Origin of the sequence: Dietzia sp. (genome assembly GCF_036741115.1) — a bacterium.
Lineage (GTDB): Bacteria > Actinomycetota > Actinomycetes > Mycobacteriales > Mycobacteriaceae > Dietzia.
The window spans coordinates 39,246-55,415 of the sequence record NZ_DAINST010000003.1 but is presented as its reverse complement, the minus strand read 5'-3'; the positions used below and the strand labels follow the sequence as shown (position 1 = coordinate 55,415).

Below are 16,170 nucleotides of genomic sequence, written 5' to 3'. Positions count from 1 at the left end.
CGCCTAGCGCTCGTCGAGGAGCTGCTCGAAGCGCTCCGCGAAGCCCATGCGCTCGGCGATCGACTCGAGGTGCTCGTCGGCGTAGAGGTCGGTCTCCGAGACGATGATCTCCAGCACCCCCGGCGGCAGCCCGAGGTCCTCGAGGATCGCCCAGTCGCCGTCGCCCCACGGGTCGGTGTCCTCGAGCTCCTCGTCGTCGAGGTCCGGCGGCTCGATGTTGAGCTCCTCGAGAACGTCGGCCGCCAGGTCGTAGTCCAGCGCCGCCGTCACATCCGAGAGGAGGAGGCGGAGGCCGGAGGGGCCGGGCCGGAGGATCACGAAGAATTCGTCGTCGACGTCGAGCAGCGCGAACGCTGCGCCGCCGGAGCGGAGGTCGCGGATCTCGCGGGCGGCGTCGCCGAGGCTGCCCAGCGCGTCGTCGGAGAGGCGGCCGAGTTGCCAGCCGTTGTCGTCGCGGACGACCCACACGCCGATGCCGTCGAGATCGTCGTCGTCCACATCGTCTGTGGCGGGGCGCGCGTTGTTCATGGCAGCAACCGTAGTCGGCTGTGAGAACCTTGTCAGGTGGACTCCTCCGGCACCGAGAACCAGCAGCTAAACGGCCCCGAGGGGCTTTCGCGCAGGCGGGCGGCCGCCGCCGCGGCGGGACCTGTGTGCATCCTCGGGCTCGGGCTCATCGGCGGCTCGCTGCTGCGGGCGCTCGACGGTCTGCGCACGGGCGGCGACGTCGACACAGTCGGCCCGAGCGCCCCCCTTCCCGCCGCCTACGGCTGGAACCGCTCCCCCGCAACGGTCGAGGCCGCCCGCGCCGCCGGCCACGACGTCTCCGCCGACCTCGACGCCGTCCTCGCCAGGGCGCGCGCGGACGACGCCCTCGTCGTCGTCGGCGTACCCATGCCCGCCGTCGACACCGTCCTCGCGCGCATCGCCGAGGCCCACCCCGGCGCGCTGCTCACCGACGTCGTCAGCGTCAAGGGGCCCGTACTCGAATCGGTGCGCGCCGCGGGCCTCGTCCGCCGCTACGTCGGCTCGCACCCCATGGCCGGGACGAGCTCGACGGGCTGGGCCGCGACCGACCCCTCACTGTTCGAAGGGTCCACATGGGTGATCACCTCTGACGGCGGAGGTGCCCCTTCCGATTGGCGGCGCGTGGCCGCACTCGGTTCTTCGACGGGGTCGCGCCTCGTGGCGCTGCCCTCGGACGAGCACGACGCCGCGGTCGCGCGGGTCTCGCATCTGCCGCATGTGTTCGCCGAATCGCTGGCCGCATCGGGGGCTGCCGGCGGCCGCGCCGCGCTGGCGCTGGGGGCGGGCTCGTTCCGCGACGGAACGCGCGTGGCCGGGACTCCCGCGGACCTCGTGCGCGCGATCTGCGAGCCGAACGCGGCTGCGCTCGAGTCGGTGCTCGCGGAGGCGATCGAGGATCTCCAGGGGGCGCTTGCGGCGCTGCGCTCGGGCGACACGCTCGGCGATCTCGTCGAGCGGGGTGCGGCAGGGCGCGCGGAGTTCGAGGAGGCGCACTCCGACTCCGGCGGCAGCGCCGCCGTGCCGATCGTCCCTGGCACAGACGACTGGCTCGAGGCCGCAATTGCCGCGGGCCGCAAGGGCCGCGGCGTCGAGGTCGAGTTCTAGCCGAGCACGGCTTTCCCGCTGCGCTGCTACCTGCGGCTCAGCAGCGAGGGCACGTCGACAACGAAGCCATCGGCGTCGACGTGTGCCGAGGTCGCGGCCACGCCGGTGACCCCGTAGACCATCGTGTCGTCGCTGCGGAACGACATCGACGTCTCTGACACCTCAAGCGTGTAGGGATCGACGGACACCGCGGGCTCGTCGACCTCGTCCTGATTGCTTTGCAGGTCGTTGGCGCGCACGGCCAGCGAGAAGAGGAGCATCGAGGCATCGATGAGCACGGAGCGCGCGCCCGCCGAACCGAGACGTTCGCCGGCTCCTGCGGGGCCATCGGCGATCCAGGCACCTTGGCCGTCATGCTTGAGCTCGAGCGTCCGCTCCCCCGCGGCGGTGACCGACTCGAGGACCACGCGGTCGATCCGGTAGCCGTCGGCGAGCTCGACGACGTAGGCGAGGGTGAGCGCCGGGCGATCGTCCGTCGGGGCTTCGACGAGACTCCCGCGGACCCGCAGCCCCTCGCCTGACTCGGCGACCCGCGCTTGCTCGATCCGGGAGCCGTCGGCGTAAGCCCACGTGTAGATGCGTGCCTCGCCGTTCTCGGGAGAACGGCTCTCGGTGGACCGGGGGGAATCAGCAGGGGTAGTCACACCCGCCACGATATGCGTTGTTCCGGCACCGCGGAACCCGATCGGGCGTGGGGAGTCAGACCCCCTCTCGTTCCCCGTCATTCATCCGAGTGTTCACCGTGATGTAACCCGCAACCGGGCTTCGGTTCCCTAGCCTGGCGTTATGGCATTGGAACCCGTGTCTCTGGCCGATTCTCCTCGTTCGATGCTCGACTTCCTCGCGGTCGCCGCCGCCGTGCGCGCCGCAGTGGGGCTCCCCGATCCCGAAACGCGCCCCGCCGGGACGGCGGCCCCCGCGACGGCGCAAGACCCGGGCGCGGGGATGGGCACAGGGGCCGACTCCGAAGAACACGGCGGGGGCACCGCGCTCTCCCACCCCGGCTGGAGCGACGAGAACGGCAGCTGGATCTCGCTCGTCCTGCCGGGTGAGGGCCGAGCGTTGATCGCCGGCTGGCATGCCGAGGAGTCCGAGACCGAGGCGAGCGGAACGAGCCTCGATGGTGGCACGGACCTCATCGATGTGGCGCCCGGCTGGTGGCGCCGCGGCATCGATCACGCGCGCGCCCGCGGGGATGTCCTCGGTTTCCTCTACGGCTGGGACGGCAGCTCGTGGTGGCGCGCGCCGTACGACACGGCCGATGGCTTCGATCCCGATTTCTTCCCGGTCTCCCGCGAGACGGTCGCGGAGCTTGTCAACGAACTCGCCGCCGATACCCTCCTCGACGATCCGAGCTCCGAGGCGCTCGACGCGCTGCTCGCCGCCGGCGTGCGCCTCGACGGCGATACCCTCTCCGCCGCACTGCGCACGGAGGACGGCTGGCCGGAGGTCGACACGGATGCCGGTGTCCGCACTGCCCGCGCCTTCGCGGAGCACGCCGCGCGCCTCTCCCCGGCCGCGCAGAACGCGTAGCGGCTCTAAGCGCCTCCCCGAAATGCACAAAAGGCCCTGCTCTCGCAGGGCCTTTCTGTTGTGCGCCCGAAGGGATTCGAACCCCTAACCTTCTGATCCGTAGTCAGATGCTCTATCCGTTGAGCTACGGGCGCGTCCGCTGCCTCGCGGCAACATCGAAAGACACTACACGGCGATTCGGCCGAGGCGCAAAACGGAAGAATCCCCGGCGCTCGCACGAGGCGAGACCCGGGGATTCAGCGCGGAGGCGAGAGGATTTGAACCTCCGGTCCCCGAAAGAGGACAACTCATTAGCAGTGAGTCCCATTCGGCCGCTCTGGCACGCCTCCACGTGGCGCGAGCGCCACGGAGATAGACGGTACACAAACGCGAAAACTTCGGCAAAAGCGCCGAGTGCCACGGCGCTCGGCTCCGCCTCCTCCCACCTTCTCCTCCCCGTTCCCGGAGGTGGCGATACCGTGAAACCATGCCGCAGATCCGCACCGACCTCGATTCGATCCCCGCCTACGTGCCCGGCCGCTCGGCCCCCGGATCGATCAAACTCGCGTCGAACGAGGCCTCAGAGGGCCCGCTCCCCTCAGTGCGCAAGGCCATCGCGGAGGCGGCGCTCGACGGCCACCGCTACCCCGACATCTCCTCCTTCGAGCTGCGCGAGGCGATCGCGGCGATCTTCGGCACGGACCCCGCCCACATCGCGGTGGGCTGCGGCTCCTCGGCGCTGTGCCAACAGATCATCCAGGCCACGTGCACGCAGGGCGACGAGGTCATGTTCCCGTGGCGCAGCTTCGAGGCCTACCCGATCCTCACGCGGGTCGCGCTCGCGAACCCAGTGGCAGTGCCGCTCGCCGAGGATCACTCGGTGGACACGGATGCGCTCCTCGCGGCGATTACCGAGCGCACGCGGCTGATCTTCCTGTGCACGCCGAACAACCCGACGGGCCCGGCGCTCACGCAGTCCGCCGTCATCGACTTCCTCGACCGCGTACCGGAACGGGTGACCGTCGCGCTCGACGAGGCGTACTACGAATATTCCCGCGGCGAGGACAGGGTCGAGGGCTTCGGGCTCGCGCTCGAGCGGCCGAACGTCGTGGCGCTGCGCACGATGTCCAAGGCCTACGGCATGGCGGGCCTGCGCATCGGGTACATGGCGGGGCCGGCCGCGCTGGTCGAGGCTGTCAACAAGATGGCGGTGCCGTTCTCGGTGTCAGCCGTGGCGCAGGCCGGGGCGCTCGAGAGCCTCTCGGCGCGCGATGAGCTCCTCGCGCGCACCGACGCTGTCGTCGCCGAGCGCGAGCGCTGCCGCGACGCGCTCAGTGGGATGGGCTTTTCCGTGCCCGTCTCGCAGGCCAATTTCCTCTGGCTCCCGCTTGGTGACGACGCACTCCGCTTCAACGACTGGTGCACGGCGCGGGGTCTCCTCGTCCGGGCATTCGCCGGGGACGGCGTCCGTGTCACCATCGGCACCCCCGAGGAGATGGCGCAGTTCCTCTCCGCGGCGCGGGAGTGGGCCGATTCCGAAGAACTCGTTGCCGGCGAGGATTAGGCTCCACCGGCCGGCCGCCCTTGGGCCCCACCGGCCACAATGGCGTTATTTCGTCACTCACTTGTGACCGAACGACCGCCATAACGGTGATACGAATAGAAGATGCCGAGCGTCGGCTCGGAAATCATTTCGCGGCGCACAGCCCTCCGCGGCGTCTAGAGGATGTCCTGGGCCCCGAGGCCGGGCGTTCGCCGCGCAGGGACAATCGGCGAGAAACCGGCAGGCCGGAACGAAGGGGGACGGACGTGCGTCGACGCTTGCGCTCGGGCTTCGCCACGGCGGTCGCCACGTGCGTATGCGCAGCCGGCCTCCCCCTCGGAGCGGCGGGCGCGGCCGGCGCGGAGGCTCTACAGACGCAGAAGTCAGGCTCCAGCGGGAAAACCGAGACCGTACGGATTCTCGGAATCGACGGCGTCGCGGGCGCACTGGAGCATCCCGCCGGCTACCAGGGCACAATCCTCGACGGCCCCGGCAACGCCGTTCCCGCGGGCGGCGCCGCCTACCTCTCCGCCTCAATCGACCATCTCCGCGCCGGCAGCGAGCACTCGGTGCTGCTCAGCACAGGCGACAACCTCGGCGGCACCACCCCGGACTCGGCGCTACTCGACGACAGGCCGATGCTTGAATCGCTGCGCCACATGGGCCTCGCCGCGTCCGCGATCGGCGAGTCCGATCTCGTGGCCCCTGCGGCAACGACGATGTCCGAGCACGGTTTCCCCTACGTCGCGAGCAACCTCGCCCCGGGACAGGACGCCCCTGTCACCCCGTTCCCGTTCGTCGTCCTCGACGTCGGTTCGACGAAGGTCGGTGTGGTCTCGGCCACCGACGATGCCGACAATCCGATTCCGCAGCGGCCGCTCGTCGGTCCGCCTTCCACGGCATCGACGCCCTGGACGCCCACGAAGAAGCCGCTCGAGCCCTCGTTCCGGGCGGCGACCGATACACTCCACTCCCTCGGCGTCGATACGGTCGTGGGGCTATTGCACATGGATTCGATCCATCGGCAAAACGATCCCAACGCATGCCCCGAGCAGTTCTCCTCGGTCCCTGAGCTGCGGGACGTCTCCTCCTCGGTCGACGCCCTGCTCGTCGGCGGTTCGGGAGGCCCGGCCACGTGCGATATGAGCGACCCGGATAATGTCCGCAGGCCCGTGCTCGCGCCCGCGAGCCATGGTCGCTCCGTCGCCGTCATCGACCTGGAGATCGACCCCGAGACCGGCCGCACTCTCCGCGACCGGAGCTCGACCTACAACCAGCGGGTCAACCACGATCTCACGCCCGACCCCGCGATCGAGAAGATCATCGCCGACGCGAAGGTCGAGGCCGAGGCGGTCGACGAGGAGCCGTACGGCACCACGAAGCGATCGATCTCCCATGCGATCGAGCCCGGCGGCGAATCCCCGCTCGCCAACCTCGTCGCCGATGCCGAGTGGGAGACGACGTCCGGGCTCGGCGCTGACCTCGCGATCTACAACCCGGACTCGCTCACGACCGACCTGCCCGCGGGCGAGCAGAACTACCGGAGTCTCCGTGAGGTGATCCCCTACGGCGACCGGATCAACCTCGCCGACGTCTCCGGGGAGCGCCTGCTCGACGCATTCGGCGCATACATCGACGACGTCGGAACCAAGGGCATCGCCGTCTCGAAGAACGTCTCGCTGAGCATCGACTCCTCCCGTCCCACGGGGCGCAAGCTCGTCTCGGCGTCGATCGACGGCCGCCCGATCGAACCGGGCCGGACCTACACGGTCGCCGCCGGCGAGTTCCTCTTGTCCTCGGAATGGGGCGACGCGCCGCTCACCACGCTCCACGAGGAGCCACGCTGGTCTGGCCTCTACGACGTGCAGACGCTCGCCGACTACTTCCGCGAGCACCACGAGGTCGACCCTCCGGCCACCGGGCAGCGCCTCCGCGAGGTCCCGAAGGGATAGGCGGGGGAAGCGCCGGAGACGACACCGGGGCCGGGGCATCTCTCGCCCCGACCCCGGCCCGAAATTCGAAGAGCCGAAGTCTGAAGGCCTCGGCTACTCCGGACTTCGCCTCGCTACTTCGTCCACACACTCCGCGGCAGCATCGCGAAGATCGCGGGCATGAGCACCGTGCGCACGAGCAGGGTGTCGAGCAGGACACCGATGCACACGACCACGCCGATCTGCAGGAGCGTGACGAGCGGGAGCACACCGAGCGCCGCGAACACCGCGGCGAGGACGACACCCGCGCTGGTGATCACTCCGCCGGTCGCCGACAGTCCGCGGCTCACGGCACGGAGGGCGCCGTCGTGGCCGGAAGCGCGCTCGGCGTTCTCGCCCGCCGCGACCTCGAGCCGGATCCGGTGCGCGAGGAACAGCGAATAGTCGACGCCGAGCGCCACGAGGAACAGCAGTGCGAGCAGCGGGACGTTGGTGTCGATCGCCGGGAAGCCGAAGACCTCGCGGCCGAGGAGCGTGCCGAGCCCGAGGGCCGCAGCCGAGCCGAGCACGTCGACGAGGACGATGATCGCCGCGAGGATCGCCGAGCGCAGGAGGAAGCCCACGACGATGCCGACGACGGCGAGGATGATCGGCAGAGCGACCTTGAGATCGCGGATCGCCGAGTCCTTCGCGTCGAGCGCCTCGGCATCCTGCCCGCCGACGACGGCGCCGGGATCTGCCGCGTGGGCGGCGTCGCGGACGCCCTGGACCTGCTCGAAGGCCTCGGGCGAGGACGGCGCGGCGTTCCCGGTCACCGATATCGACACCCGCCCGTCCGCACCGGGGGTCCCCTCGCTCACCCGGGTCACGCCCGGGACGGCGGACACCGCGTCCGAGACTGCGGAGGCGGAGGACGAATCGGCGACGATCGTCAGAGGCGTCGCCATGCCCGCCGGGTAGTGATCGGCGACCACCTCGAGGCCGGCGGCGGACTCGGTATCGCCGCGGAACTGCTCGGTCTGGCTCAGACCGAAGCCCGAGCCGAGGATTCCCATCGAGGCGATCGCGAGGACGACGACCCCGCCCGCGACCACCTGAGCAGGACGCCTGGTGACGGCGGACGCCACCTTCGCCCAGACGCCGTCGTGCCGCTCGAGCCGCCGCGCGGACTCGACGTGCTTCTGGGGGTTGCGGGGCCAGAACACCTTCGGCCCGCTCACCGCGAGCACGGCCGGCAGGAGCGGCAGCACCACGGCGAGAGTGAGCAAGAGCCCGATCGCCGCGGCGATCCCGATGCCGCGCGTCGCGGGGACGACGGTGGCGAGCAGCGAGAGCAGGGCGAGGACGACCGTGATGTTCGAGGCGGCGATCGCCGGGGCGGTCGCGCGGAACGCGCGGCCGAGGGGCTCGAGGTGCCAGTACTTCGACATCTCGACCTCGTGGGAATCTGCGCCCGCCCGGGCGACGGCCTCGCGGCCGAGCTCCTCGCGATAGCGGCTGATCATGAGCAACGCGTAATTCGTGCCCGCGCCGAAGACGAGGACGGAGATGATCCCGGCGTCGAAGCCGAAGCCGAACTCGATGCCCGCGAAGCCGGTGACGGTCGCCGCGACCCTGTCGGCCAGCGCGACGACGAGGAGCGGGATGAGCATGAGCAGCGGCGAGCGGTACGTGATGAGCAGCAAGATCGCGACGATCGCGATGGTGACGCCGAGGAGGAGGAAGTTCGCCCCGGCGAAGGCGCCGGCGATGTCCACGCCGAACGCCGAGCCGCCGGTGGTCTGCACCTGCAGATCGCCGGGCAGCGAGTCCGCGGCCGCGGCGCGGGCGTCGTCGACGACGGCCTTCGCCGCGTCGCTGTCCTCCACAGTCGAGCTGGGCACGGGGAAGGTGAGCACGGTCGCCTTCCCGTCCTCCGACGGCAGCGGGGGGATCGGCGGCGTCTGGATGCCGTGGGCGGAGAGGGAATCGGCTACTCGGGTGCCCGCGGCGTCGATGGCGGCAGAGTCGTCCGGCGTCAGAGCCGCAGCGTCGGCGCGCGAGGCGACGACGAGCAGCGGGGCCGAATCGCCACCGGGGAGTCCGGCGGCGCGCGCCGAGGCGACGGCCGATTCGGCGGAGTCCGGGATGGCGGCGCCGTGGCCGACTTCGCCCTCGGCGCGGAGGCCGCCCATGAGGGCGACGGCGGCGAGGATCACGCCGATGATCACCGTCCACGCGATCCGCGTGCCGTTGTGCTTGGCCCCGCCCTCTGGGGCGTGTTGTGCGCCGGACGAGCCGCCGGCGGAATCGTTTCTGTGATCGCCGCCCGCACCACCGGGCCGCGTGGGGTGGTCGAGGATGTCGTGGGACATGGTTCCTCCGCCTTTTCCTTCTCGCGTTCTCGCTGTTCTCCGACTGCGGACGCATCGGTCCGCAGGATCTGGAAACAACGCTATGAGCTGGGAAGACACCTCGGATCAGCCGAAAGTATGAGCACGCCTCACCCCTTCGACCTCAACCCTCGTCCCGTTCTTCGCCCGCTCCCCGCCTGGCGGTTCGGGGCTACCGTGGCCTGTGGACACTGCCGATACCGCGGACTCAGCAGAGGCCGACGACCTTCGGCGCCGCCTTTCGCCCCTGGACGGAACGGAGTCGATCGACATGAGCACCGAAACCATCAACGAGCTGGAGATCTTCCCGCTCGACGGCATAGAGCGCGCACTGTGCGTGGTCGCCCACCCCGACGACGTCGAGTACGGCACCTCTGCGGCGATGGCCGCGTGGATCGCGGCCGGCGTCGAAGTCCACTACCTCCTGCTCACCTCCGGCGAGGCCGGGATGCAACGCCCGCCCGCCGAGGTCGGCCCGCTGCGCGCCCGCGAGCAGCAGGCGGCCTGCGATGCCGTCGGCGTCGCGCGGCTCGACATCCTCGATTTCCCCGATGGGATGCTCGAGTACGGACTTCCGCTGCGCCGGGCTGTAGCGCGGGCCATCCGGGAGTTCCGGCCGAACGCCGTCATCACCATGACCTGGGACGAGGCCCCGTCGTGGGGACTCAACCACGCCGACCACCGCGCCGCCGGCCTGGCCACCGCGGATGCGATCCGCGACGCGGACAACACGTGGGTCTTCCCCGAGCTCGCCGAGGAGGGGCTCGAGAAGTGGCACTCGGATTGGCTGCTCGTGGCGGGCTCCGAGGAGCCGAGCCACGCGGTCGACGTTTCGGGCGAACCGCTCGAGCGCGGCATCGCCTCGCTCGAGGCCCACGAGGCCTATCTCGCCGAGCTGCCGTGGCACCCCGCACCCCGCGACATGCTCACCGAGATCTCTCGCGAGGCCGGCCGCTCCGCGGGGGTCGACGCGGCGATCGGGTTCCGCGCCTTTTCGATGTAGCAGCGGCGAAACCGCAGCCCGGCCCGGACTCGTACACTTCTCCCTATGAGTGAACTCAAGGATCGAATCGTCTCCGACATGACCGCGGCCATGAAGGCCCGCGACAAGGATCGGGTCGCGGCGCTGCGCATGCTCAAGGCCGCGATCATGACCGAAGAGGTGTCCGGCGAGAAGCATGAGCTCGACGACGAGCAGGTCCTCGCCGTGGTCGCCCGAGAGATCAAGAAGCGCCGCGAGTCCGCGCAGGTCTACACCGAAAACGGCCGCCAGGAGCTCGCCGAGAAGGAACTCGCCGAGGTCGAGGTCTTCACCGACTACCAGCCCGCCCAGCTCTCGGACGCCGAGCTCGACGAGCTCGTCGCCCAGACCGTCGCGGAGGTCGTGGGCGACGGCGAGAAGACCATGAAGCAGATGGGCCCCGTGATGGACGCGGCCAAGACGAAGGCCGGCGCGCAGGTCGAGGGCGGTCGGCTCTCGGCGGCCGTGAAGAAGGCGCTCGGGGCGTAGGGCCGGGAGCTCCCCAGGACCGAGTCCCCGGAACTCCTCGCTTCCCAGCTGCGTTGGCCTCTCACATGAACGAACACAAGTCCTGGACCAAGCGGCAGAACCCCGCAGTACGCCTCACCCTGCAGATCGTCGGGTGGCTCCTCGTGCTGCTGGGCATCGCCGCACTCGTCCTCCCCGGCCCCGGCCTGCTCATGCTCTTCGCCGGGCTGCTCCTCCTCTCACAGGAGCTCCCGTGGGCGCAGCGGTTCGTCTCCCCGGTCAAGCGCGCGGCGCTCAAGGGCGCCTCGGACGGTGTCCAGACCGCCCCCCGCGTCGCGGTCTCCCTGCTCGGCGTGGCGTGCCTCGTCGCCGTCGGGCTCGCCTGTGGGCTGTGGCGCACGGCGCCCGGCTGGTGGCCGCTCGACGGCAAGTTCTGGCTCCCCGGCGGATGGGGCACGGCCGCTACGCTGTTCTTCTCCGCCGCGATCGCGCTCGGGCTGATCGTCTATTCGCTCCGCCGCTTCCGCGGCTCGCCGTATGTCCCGGATGACGACGACCTTCCCGAGGCCAAGGCCCGCGCCGCTTCAGATGCAGGCGAGCCCGCCGAGCGCACTCAGAGCTAGAACCCCCTTATCCCGGCGCGTGAATCGCGCCACAAGGCTGCGAAACTCCCCTCATTCGCCCTTCCTTTTTCGCAGGTCTGAACCAAGGTGCGCCATCTCGCGGTGCGCCGCGTCCCGTCGACGGAAGGCGCTAACTTTTCTTTCAGAGTTAGGTTAGACATACTTTAGTGGAATCGCCACGACGTCCCGGGCCCGCGCCCGTTTCGTACTCCACGCGAGACCGCTTCCTCGTCCGGCGATCGATGATTCGTCGAGAGGACACCCTGTGCCAGGACTTCGTCAGCGCGTAATGCTCCGCCGGCTACTCTCCGCAGGGACCGCCGCGGCTCTCGTCCCGCTCGCAGGCGGGGCGTTCGCGCTTGCCACCGCCCCCGCAGCCGCGGCCCAGCCGCTGGGCACACAGTGCGCCGCCGTCACCTCCGGATCTGCGGCGTGGGGCATCAAGGAGTCCTTCCGCTCCTATCTCAAGAGCCCCATCGCCATGGGCGGCTGGGACCTCCAGGGGGTCGGCTTCCACGGAGCCGAGGACGGCGCCGACGGGGCCTTCGATTTCGCCGCGAAGCCCGCGCCGGCATCGCGGATCAGTGGCGCCGACGCCGATATCCCGCTCGAGGGCTCAATGGTCCTCCACGGGCACTTCGACCTGCTCCGCATCGAGCTGTCGAACATGAGCATCAAGGTCCGCGGCAACCAGGCCCAATTCATCGCGGACTTCTCGTCGAACACGGTGAACAAGCCCGCGCCCGGGGCGCAGATCACGGGCCACGAGACGGGAACCCAGCTCCCCATCGCGAGCTTCGCTCTCGACGCGCCGATCGATGCCGCGGGCGCGGCCTCGGGAGGCTTCGCGCTCTCGGGCACCGGAACGATCACCGCGGACGGCAACCGCGCTTTCGGCGGGAACTACGGCGAGGGCAACAACACGACCGACCGCCTCGAAGTCCGCGGCACCGCCGTGCCGAGCCCGTGTTTCGGCGGCGAGCTCGGCGCCCTCGCAGCCGCGGCGCCCGCGACGGGCGTAGGCGAGCTTGCCGCCGGCGGAGATGGCACGGGCGAACAGGGCGGCGCCTCGCCGAACCTCGACGTCTCCGCTCCCCCAGCGGCGCGACCGGTCGCCCAACCCGCCGCCGTCGCGGCGCCTCGCGCGAATCGGACCGCAGGATCCGCCCCGTCGGCCGCGCCCGCCTCCGGCGCAGTGTGTTCCGACGCCGACGCCAAGGGCGTCGCCGATGCCCGGATGAGCTGGGGCGTCAAGGATTCGTTCCGCACCTACATCCGTAGTGGGACGGCGAAGGGCGGCTGGACCACCGCCGGCGGAGCCGTCTACAACTCGAACGCCTTCGTCTTCTCGGGGTCCGACGGCGCCGTCGATGTCGCCCGGGATCAGGGCTCGCTGCGCTACGGAGGGTCCGTCGAGTTCACCGGACACGGCGGCGTCCTCGATCTCACCCTCGCCAACCCCGAGATCCAGTTCGCCGGGGGCACAGGCGCGCTTATCGCCGACGTCACCTCGAACGACACCGAGGGCGAGAGCCGCTCACTCGGCCGCATCACCGTCGCGGACCTCGCCGTCACACAGTCGAGCTCGGCGGACATGGTCGACGGTTCCGCGAGCGCCACGCTCACCGCGGCAGGGGCCAGCGCCATGTCCGACTTCTATCCGGCGGGCACGGAGATGGCGCCAGTGACATTCAAGGCCTCGCTCTCCGGGGCGGCCTCGTGCGCTGACGCCGCGGGGACGAGCGCGTCCTCGAGCGCGCCCGGGAACGACTCCGGCGGGGCGAAGGCCGCGGCGCTCGCCAAGGGCGGGCCGGGGCTGGGCGCGATGCCGGAGGACGAGACCGCGGCCGGGGACAAGGACGGCCCGAACGGCGACCGTTCCGCGACGAGCCTCCTCGGCGAATCCGTCGATGACGAGGACGATCGCTCGATCCCCATGGCGCTCGCCTCGAATGCGGGCGTCCCCATCGCGGCGGCGATGCTGCTCATCGCCGCGGGGACGCTCGGCTACGTGATGGCGCGGAACCGCCGTGCGGTACGGACTGCCGGCGCCGCGGGCCCCGCGGCCGGAACTACGGAAGGCGAAGCCGACGCCCCCGGCGCGGACGCCGCAACGAACGACCACACCACCGGCCACCAGCTCTAAGAGGTAGAACCACCATGCACGTTGCACGAGGCCGCCCCGCCCGTCGTATCCGCGCCCTCGCGGGCGCCGCCGCGAGCGTTGCGCTCCTCGCCGGCTGCGGAATCGGCGCCGAGAACCCCGGCGCCGCGGCGAGCGGCACCGCCGTGGTCGAGAAGCTGCCTTCGCGCGCCGAAGTCGGACCCCCAGCCGAACTCCGCGGTCTCTCCACCGTCGCCCCCGTCGGCGATATCGAGCCGGTCGCCGAGGACCCGCAGGCATCGCTGCCCGTCTCCTTCACCGACGCCTCGGGGACGCAGGTCGAGGTCACCGACACGTCGCGTATCCTCCCACTCGACCTCTACGACACCCTGCCCCGGATCGTCTCCGGGCTCGGCCTCGGCGGGAACATCATCGGCCGCACCGTCTCCTCGACCGAGCCCTCCCTCGCCGAACTCCCCGTGGTCACCCAAGGCGGGCACGAGCTCAACGTCGAGGCGATCCTCGAGCTGCGCCCCTCGGTGGTCCTCGTCGACGACACCGTCGGCCCGCCCGAGGCCATCGAACAGATCCGCTCCGCCGGCGTCACCGTCGCCGAGATCGATCCGCGCCGCACCCCGCAATCGCTCGAGGACGACATCACGCTCGTCGCCGGCGCCCTCGGTGTCCGCCCGGAGGGCGAGAAACTCGGCGAGCGCACGCGGGCACAGATGGACGCAGCAACGACCGAGATCGGCGACCTCGCCCCCGAGGGGGACAAGCGGCTGCGCATGGTCTCGCTCTACATGCGCGGCAATGGCGGCGTGTTCTTCGTGCTCGGCAAGGGCTCGGGCGCGGACACCGTGATCGAATCGCTCGGCGGCGTCGACGTGGCCTCCGAGCAGGGCATCGTCGACACCGTCCCCGCCAACGCCGAGTCCCTCGCCGAGCTCGACCCGGAGGTCATCCTCGTCATGTCCGACGGTCTCGATTCGACCGGCGGCCTCGAGGGCCTCCTCGCCCGGCCCGGCGTCGCGCAGACCACCGCGGGTAAGAAACAGCGCGTCGTCGCCCTGCCGGACTCCGAGGCCGTGTCCATGGGCCCGCAGGCCGGGATCTCGCTCGTCCGCTTCGCCCGCGCGATCTACACGGGCGACGACGTCGCGTGACGGGGACCGCCCTCGCGCGGCGCCGCCGCACCCGCCGCATCGCCGCCGCCATCCTCGTGGCGCTGCTCGTCGTCGTCTTCCTCGCGAGCCTGGCGATCGGCCAGTTCACCATCGGCCCGGACAAGCTCTGGTCCGCGCTCGTGCGGGACCCGGCGGTCGAGCTCGAGAGCAATGTCCTGTGGCAGATCCGAACACCGCGGACGGTCCTCGCCGTGCTGGTCGGCGCGGCGCTCGCCGTGTCGGGCGCCCTGCTCCAGGGCCTATTCGGGAACCCGCTCGCCGAGCCGAGCGTCATCGGGGTCACCTCGGGCGCCGGGGTCGGCGCCGCCGTGGGCATCGTGTTCGGGCTGGGCTTCGCCGGCACCGCGACCATCCCCCTCCTCGCCTTCGCGGCCGGGACCGTCACCACGGTCCTCGTCTACTGCCTCGCGGCGGTCGGCGGGGAGGTCAAGGTCGTCACGCTCATCCTCATCGGCATCGCCGTCAACGCCGTGGCTGGGGCGGCCACCTCGTTTCTCGTCTACCTCGCCCCCACCACTTCGCGGGACCAGATCATCTTCTGGCAGATGGGTTCGCTCAACGGCGCGCAGTGGGGCCAGGTCGCGACCATCGCCGTGCCCATCCTCGTGTCCCTCGCCGTCTCGATCGCCATCTCGGGAAAGCTCGACCTCCTCAGCCTCGGCGAGCGCGCAGCCGGGCACGCGGGCGTCGACGTACGCACGCTGCGGATCTTCATCATCGGGCTGTCGACGGCGCTCGCGGCGGCCGCCGTCGCCTTCGCCGGTGTCATCGGCTTCGTCGGGCTCATCGTCCCGCACATCCTGCGGCAGGTCGTGGGCTCGGGAAACCGCTGGCTCGTGCCGCTGTCCGCGCTCGGCGGCGGGGTCCTGGTCATGGGCGCCGACATCGCGGCGCGCACTCTGATCCCCTTCTCCGACCTGCCCATCGGCATCTTCACGGCCGTCGTCGGGGGCCCGACGTTCTTCCTCCTCCTGCGCCGCACGCTTCTCAAGGCGGGACGCGTATGAGAGGAAAACGCATGAGCCCGAGAGCTCGGAGGAACACGGCGTCGCGGATCGGCCACGCAGCACCCAGTGCCGGCGACGTCATCCTGTCTGCGGAATCCGTGTCTGTGACGGCGGGCCGCGCCGAGCTCCTCGCCGACGTGGATGCGGAGGTCCGGGTCGGGGAAGTGCTGGGGCTCATCGGCCCGAACGGGGCCGGGAAGTCGACACTCCTCGCCGCGCTTGCCGGGGACGTCCGCCCGGCCCACGGCGAGGTCCGCCTCTTCGGCGAGCGGTATTCCGCGTACTCGGCGCGCGAGGCGGCGCGGCTGCGTGCCGTGATGCTCCAGGACCCCACGGTCTCGTTCGCCCACCTCGTGCGCGACGTGGTCGAGATGGGGCGCGCGGCGTGGCCGGGGGATCCGGCGGGCGACGACGCGCTCGTCGACCGCTGCCTCGCCGAGGTCGACATGGCGGGGATGGACGAGCGCGAGATCACGACGCTCTCCGGCGGCGAGCGGGCCCGCGTGGCCTTCGCGCGCGTCCTCGCGCAGTCCGCGCGATGCCTCCTACTCGACGAGCCGACGGCCGCGATGGACATCGGGCACGCCGAGCGCACGATGGGCTCTGTGCGCCGCGTCGCCGCGGAGGGAGTCGGGGTCGCCGTCGTGCTCCACGACCTCGGCGCAGCGGCCCGCTATTGCGACCGGCTCGCGCTTCTCGATTCGGGGCGGATCCGGGCAATCGGGGCCCCAGCCGAGGTGCTCTCCGAGGAGCTGTTGTCCGAGGTCTAT

14 protein-coding genes and 2 tRNA genes are annotated in these 16,170 nt (G+C 70.9%); 11 read left to right on the top strand and 5 right to left on the bottom strand.

The annotated features are described in order from the left end of the window. Positions 1-3: 3 nt before the first annotated feature. On the bottom strand, positions 4-528 hold the full coding sequence (locus V7E05_RS00985) for a tRNA adenosine deaminase-associated protein (RefSeq protein WP_333617813.1): 525 nt from the start codon (positions 526-528) through the stop codon (positions 4-6). 36 nt (positions 529-564) lie between these two features. Between V7E05_RS00985 and V7E05_RS00980 the strand changes: the two genes are divergently transcribed. After that, positions 565-1,632: a prephenate dehydrogenase gene (locus V7E05_RS00980; protein ID WP_333617812.1), complete on the top strand. Its 1,068-nt coding sequence runs from the start codon at positions 565-567 to the stop codon at positions 1,630-1,632. Positions 1,633-1,658: 26 nt separating this feature from the next. Here V7E05_RS00980 and V7E05_RS00975 read toward each other — a convergent pair whose 3' ends face one another. Further along, positions 1,659-2,276 (bottom strand): putative glycolipid-binding domain-containing protein, encoded by a 618-nt coding sequence (locus tag V7E05_RS00975; RefSeq protein WP_333617811.1) that lies wholly within the window; start codon positions 2,274-2,276, stop codon positions 1,659-1,661. A gap of 142 nt (positions 2,277-2,418) precedes the next feature. On the opposite strand from V7E05_RS00975, the gene V7E05_RS00970 reads away from it, so the two are divergent. Further along, the gene (locus tag V7E05_RS00970; protein ID WP_333617810.1) at positions 2,419-3,165 is read left to right on the top strand and encodes a hypothetical protein; all 747 of its coding nucleotides are present in this window, start codon (positions 2,419-2,421) and stop codon (positions 3,163-3,165) included. A 61-nt stretch (positions 3,166-3,226) separates the two neighbouring features. Here V7E05_RS00970 and V7E05_RS00965 read toward each other — a convergent pair. Together V7E05_RS00965 and V7E05_RS00960 are read right to left on the bottom strand one after the other, a co-directional pair. Next, positions 3,227-3,299 (bottom strand) — tRNA-Arg (locus V7E05_RS00965). A gap of 108 nt (positions 3,300-3,407) precedes the next feature. Further along, positions 3,408-3,494: transfer RNA gene (locus tag V7E05_RS00960), tRNA-Ser, on the bottom strand. A 137-nt stretch (positions 3,495-3,631) separates the two neighbouring features. Here V7E05_RS00960 and hisC point away from each other — a divergent pair. Beyond that, a complete protein-coding gene (hisC, locus tag V7E05_RS00955; RefSeq protein ID WP_333617809.1) occupies positions 3,632-4,708 on the top strand; it encodes a histidinol-phosphate transaminase in 1,077 nt (358 codons plus the stop codon). 245 nt (positions 4,709-4,953) lie between these two features. After that, positions 4,954-6,639 carry a bifunctional metallophosphatase/5'-nucleotidase gene (locus tag V7E05_RS00950; protein ID WP_333617808.1) on the top strand — a complete coding sequence of 562 codons (1,686 nt, stop codon included), beginning with the start codon at positions 4,954-4,956 and terminating at the stop codon, positions 6,637-6,639. Positions 6,640-6,752: 113 nt separating this feature from the next. Here the strand turns inward: V7E05_RS00950 and V7E05_RS00945 are convergent, their stop codons facing one another. Next, complete coding sequence (locus V7E05_RS00945; protein ID WP_333617807.1) at positions 6,753-8,972, bottom strand: MMPL family transporter; 2,220 nt, start codon at positions 8,970-8,972, stop codon at positions 6,753-6,755. A gap of 289 nt (positions 8,973-9,261) precedes the next feature. Between V7E05_RS00945 and V7E05_RS00940 the strand changes: the two genes are divergently transcribed. The 7 genes from V7E05_RS00940 to V7E05_RS00910 all read left to right on the top strand — a co-directional run. Then, positions 9,262-9,993 (top strand): PIG-L deacetylase family protein, encoded by a 732-nt coding sequence (locus V7E05_RS00940; protein ID WP_333617806.1) that lies wholly within the window; start codon positions 9,262-9,264, stop codon positions 9,991-9,993. A gap of 45 nt (positions 9,994-10,038) precedes the next feature. After that, the gene (locus tag V7E05_RS00935) at positions 10,039-10,500 is read left to right on the top strand and encodes a GatB/YqeY domain-containing protein (RefSeq protein WP_333617805.1); all 462 of its coding nucleotides are present in this window, start codon (positions 10,039-10,041) and stop codon (positions 10,498-10,500) included. Between the two features lie 65 nt (positions 10,501-10,565). Continuing rightward, positions 10,566-11,102 carry a PGPGW domain-containing protein gene (locus tag V7E05_RS00930; protein WP_333617804.1) on the top strand — a complete coding sequence of 179 codons (537 nt, stop codon included), beginning with the start codon at positions 10,566-10,568 and terminating at the stop codon, positions 11,100-11,102. Between the two features lie 265 nt (positions 11,103-11,367). Then, positions 11,368-13,248: an HtaA domain-containing protein gene (locus V7E05_RS00925; protein ID WP_333617803.1), complete on the top strand. Its 1,881-nt coding sequence runs from the start codon at positions 11,368-11,370 to the stop codon at positions 13,246-13,248. Positions 13,249-13,262: 14 nt separating this feature from the next. Then, entirely contained in the window at positions 13,263-14,372 is a 1,110-nt protein-coding gene (locus V7E05_RS00920) for a heme/hemin ABC transporter substrate-binding protein (protein ID WP_333617802.1), read from the top strand. Continuing rightward, on the top strand, positions 14,369-15,400 hold the full coding sequence (locus V7E05_RS00915; RefSeq protein ID WP_333617801.1) for a FecCD family ABC transporter permease: 1,032 nt from the start codon (positions 14,369-14,371) through the stop codon (positions 15,398-15,400). Before V7E05_RS00920 ends, V7E05_RS00915 begins: the two co-directional genes overlap by 4 nt. 11 nt (positions 15,401-15,411) lie before the next feature. Beyond that, a partial coding sequence (locus V7E05_RS00910) for a heme ABC transporter ATP-binding protein (RefSeq protein WP_333617800.1) occupies positions 15,412-16,170 on the top strand: 759 nt, incomplete at its 3' end.

Excerpts from the sequence above, each read along its gene's own strand:
- V7E05_RS00985 (WP_333617813.1), bottom strand. The coding sequence starts at position 528 with ATGAACAACGCGCGCCCCGCCACAGACGATGTGGACGACGACGATCTC.
- V7E05_RS00970 (WP_333617810.1), top strand. The coding sequence starts at position 2,419 with ATGGCATTGGAACCCGTGTCTCTGGCCGATTCTCCTCGTTCGATGCTC.
- hisC (WP_333617809.1), top strand. The coding sequence starts at position 3,632 with ATGCCGCAGATCCGCACCGACCTCGATTCGATCCCCGCCTACGTGCCC.
- V7E05_RS00945 (WP_333617807.1), bottom strand. The coding sequence starts at position 8,972 with ATGTCCCACGACATCCTCGACCACCCCACGCGGCCCGGTGGTGCGGGC.
- V7E05_RS00940 (WP_333617806.1), top strand. The coding sequence starts at position 9,262 with ATGAGCACCGAAACCATCAACGAGCTGGAGATCTTCCCGCTCGACGGC.
- V7E05_RS00935 (WP_333617805.1), top strand. The coding sequence starts at position 10,039 with ATGAGTGAACTCAAGGATCGAATCGTCTCCGACATGACCGCGGCCATG.
- V7E05_RS00930 (WP_333617804.1), top strand. The coding sequence starts at position 10,566 with ATGAACGAACACAAGTCCTGGACCAAGCGGCAGAACCCCGCAGTACGC.
- V7E05_RS00920 (WP_333617802.1), top strand. The coding sequence starts at position 13,263 with ATGCACGTTGCACGAGGCCGCCCCGCCCGTCGTATCCGCGCCCTCGCG.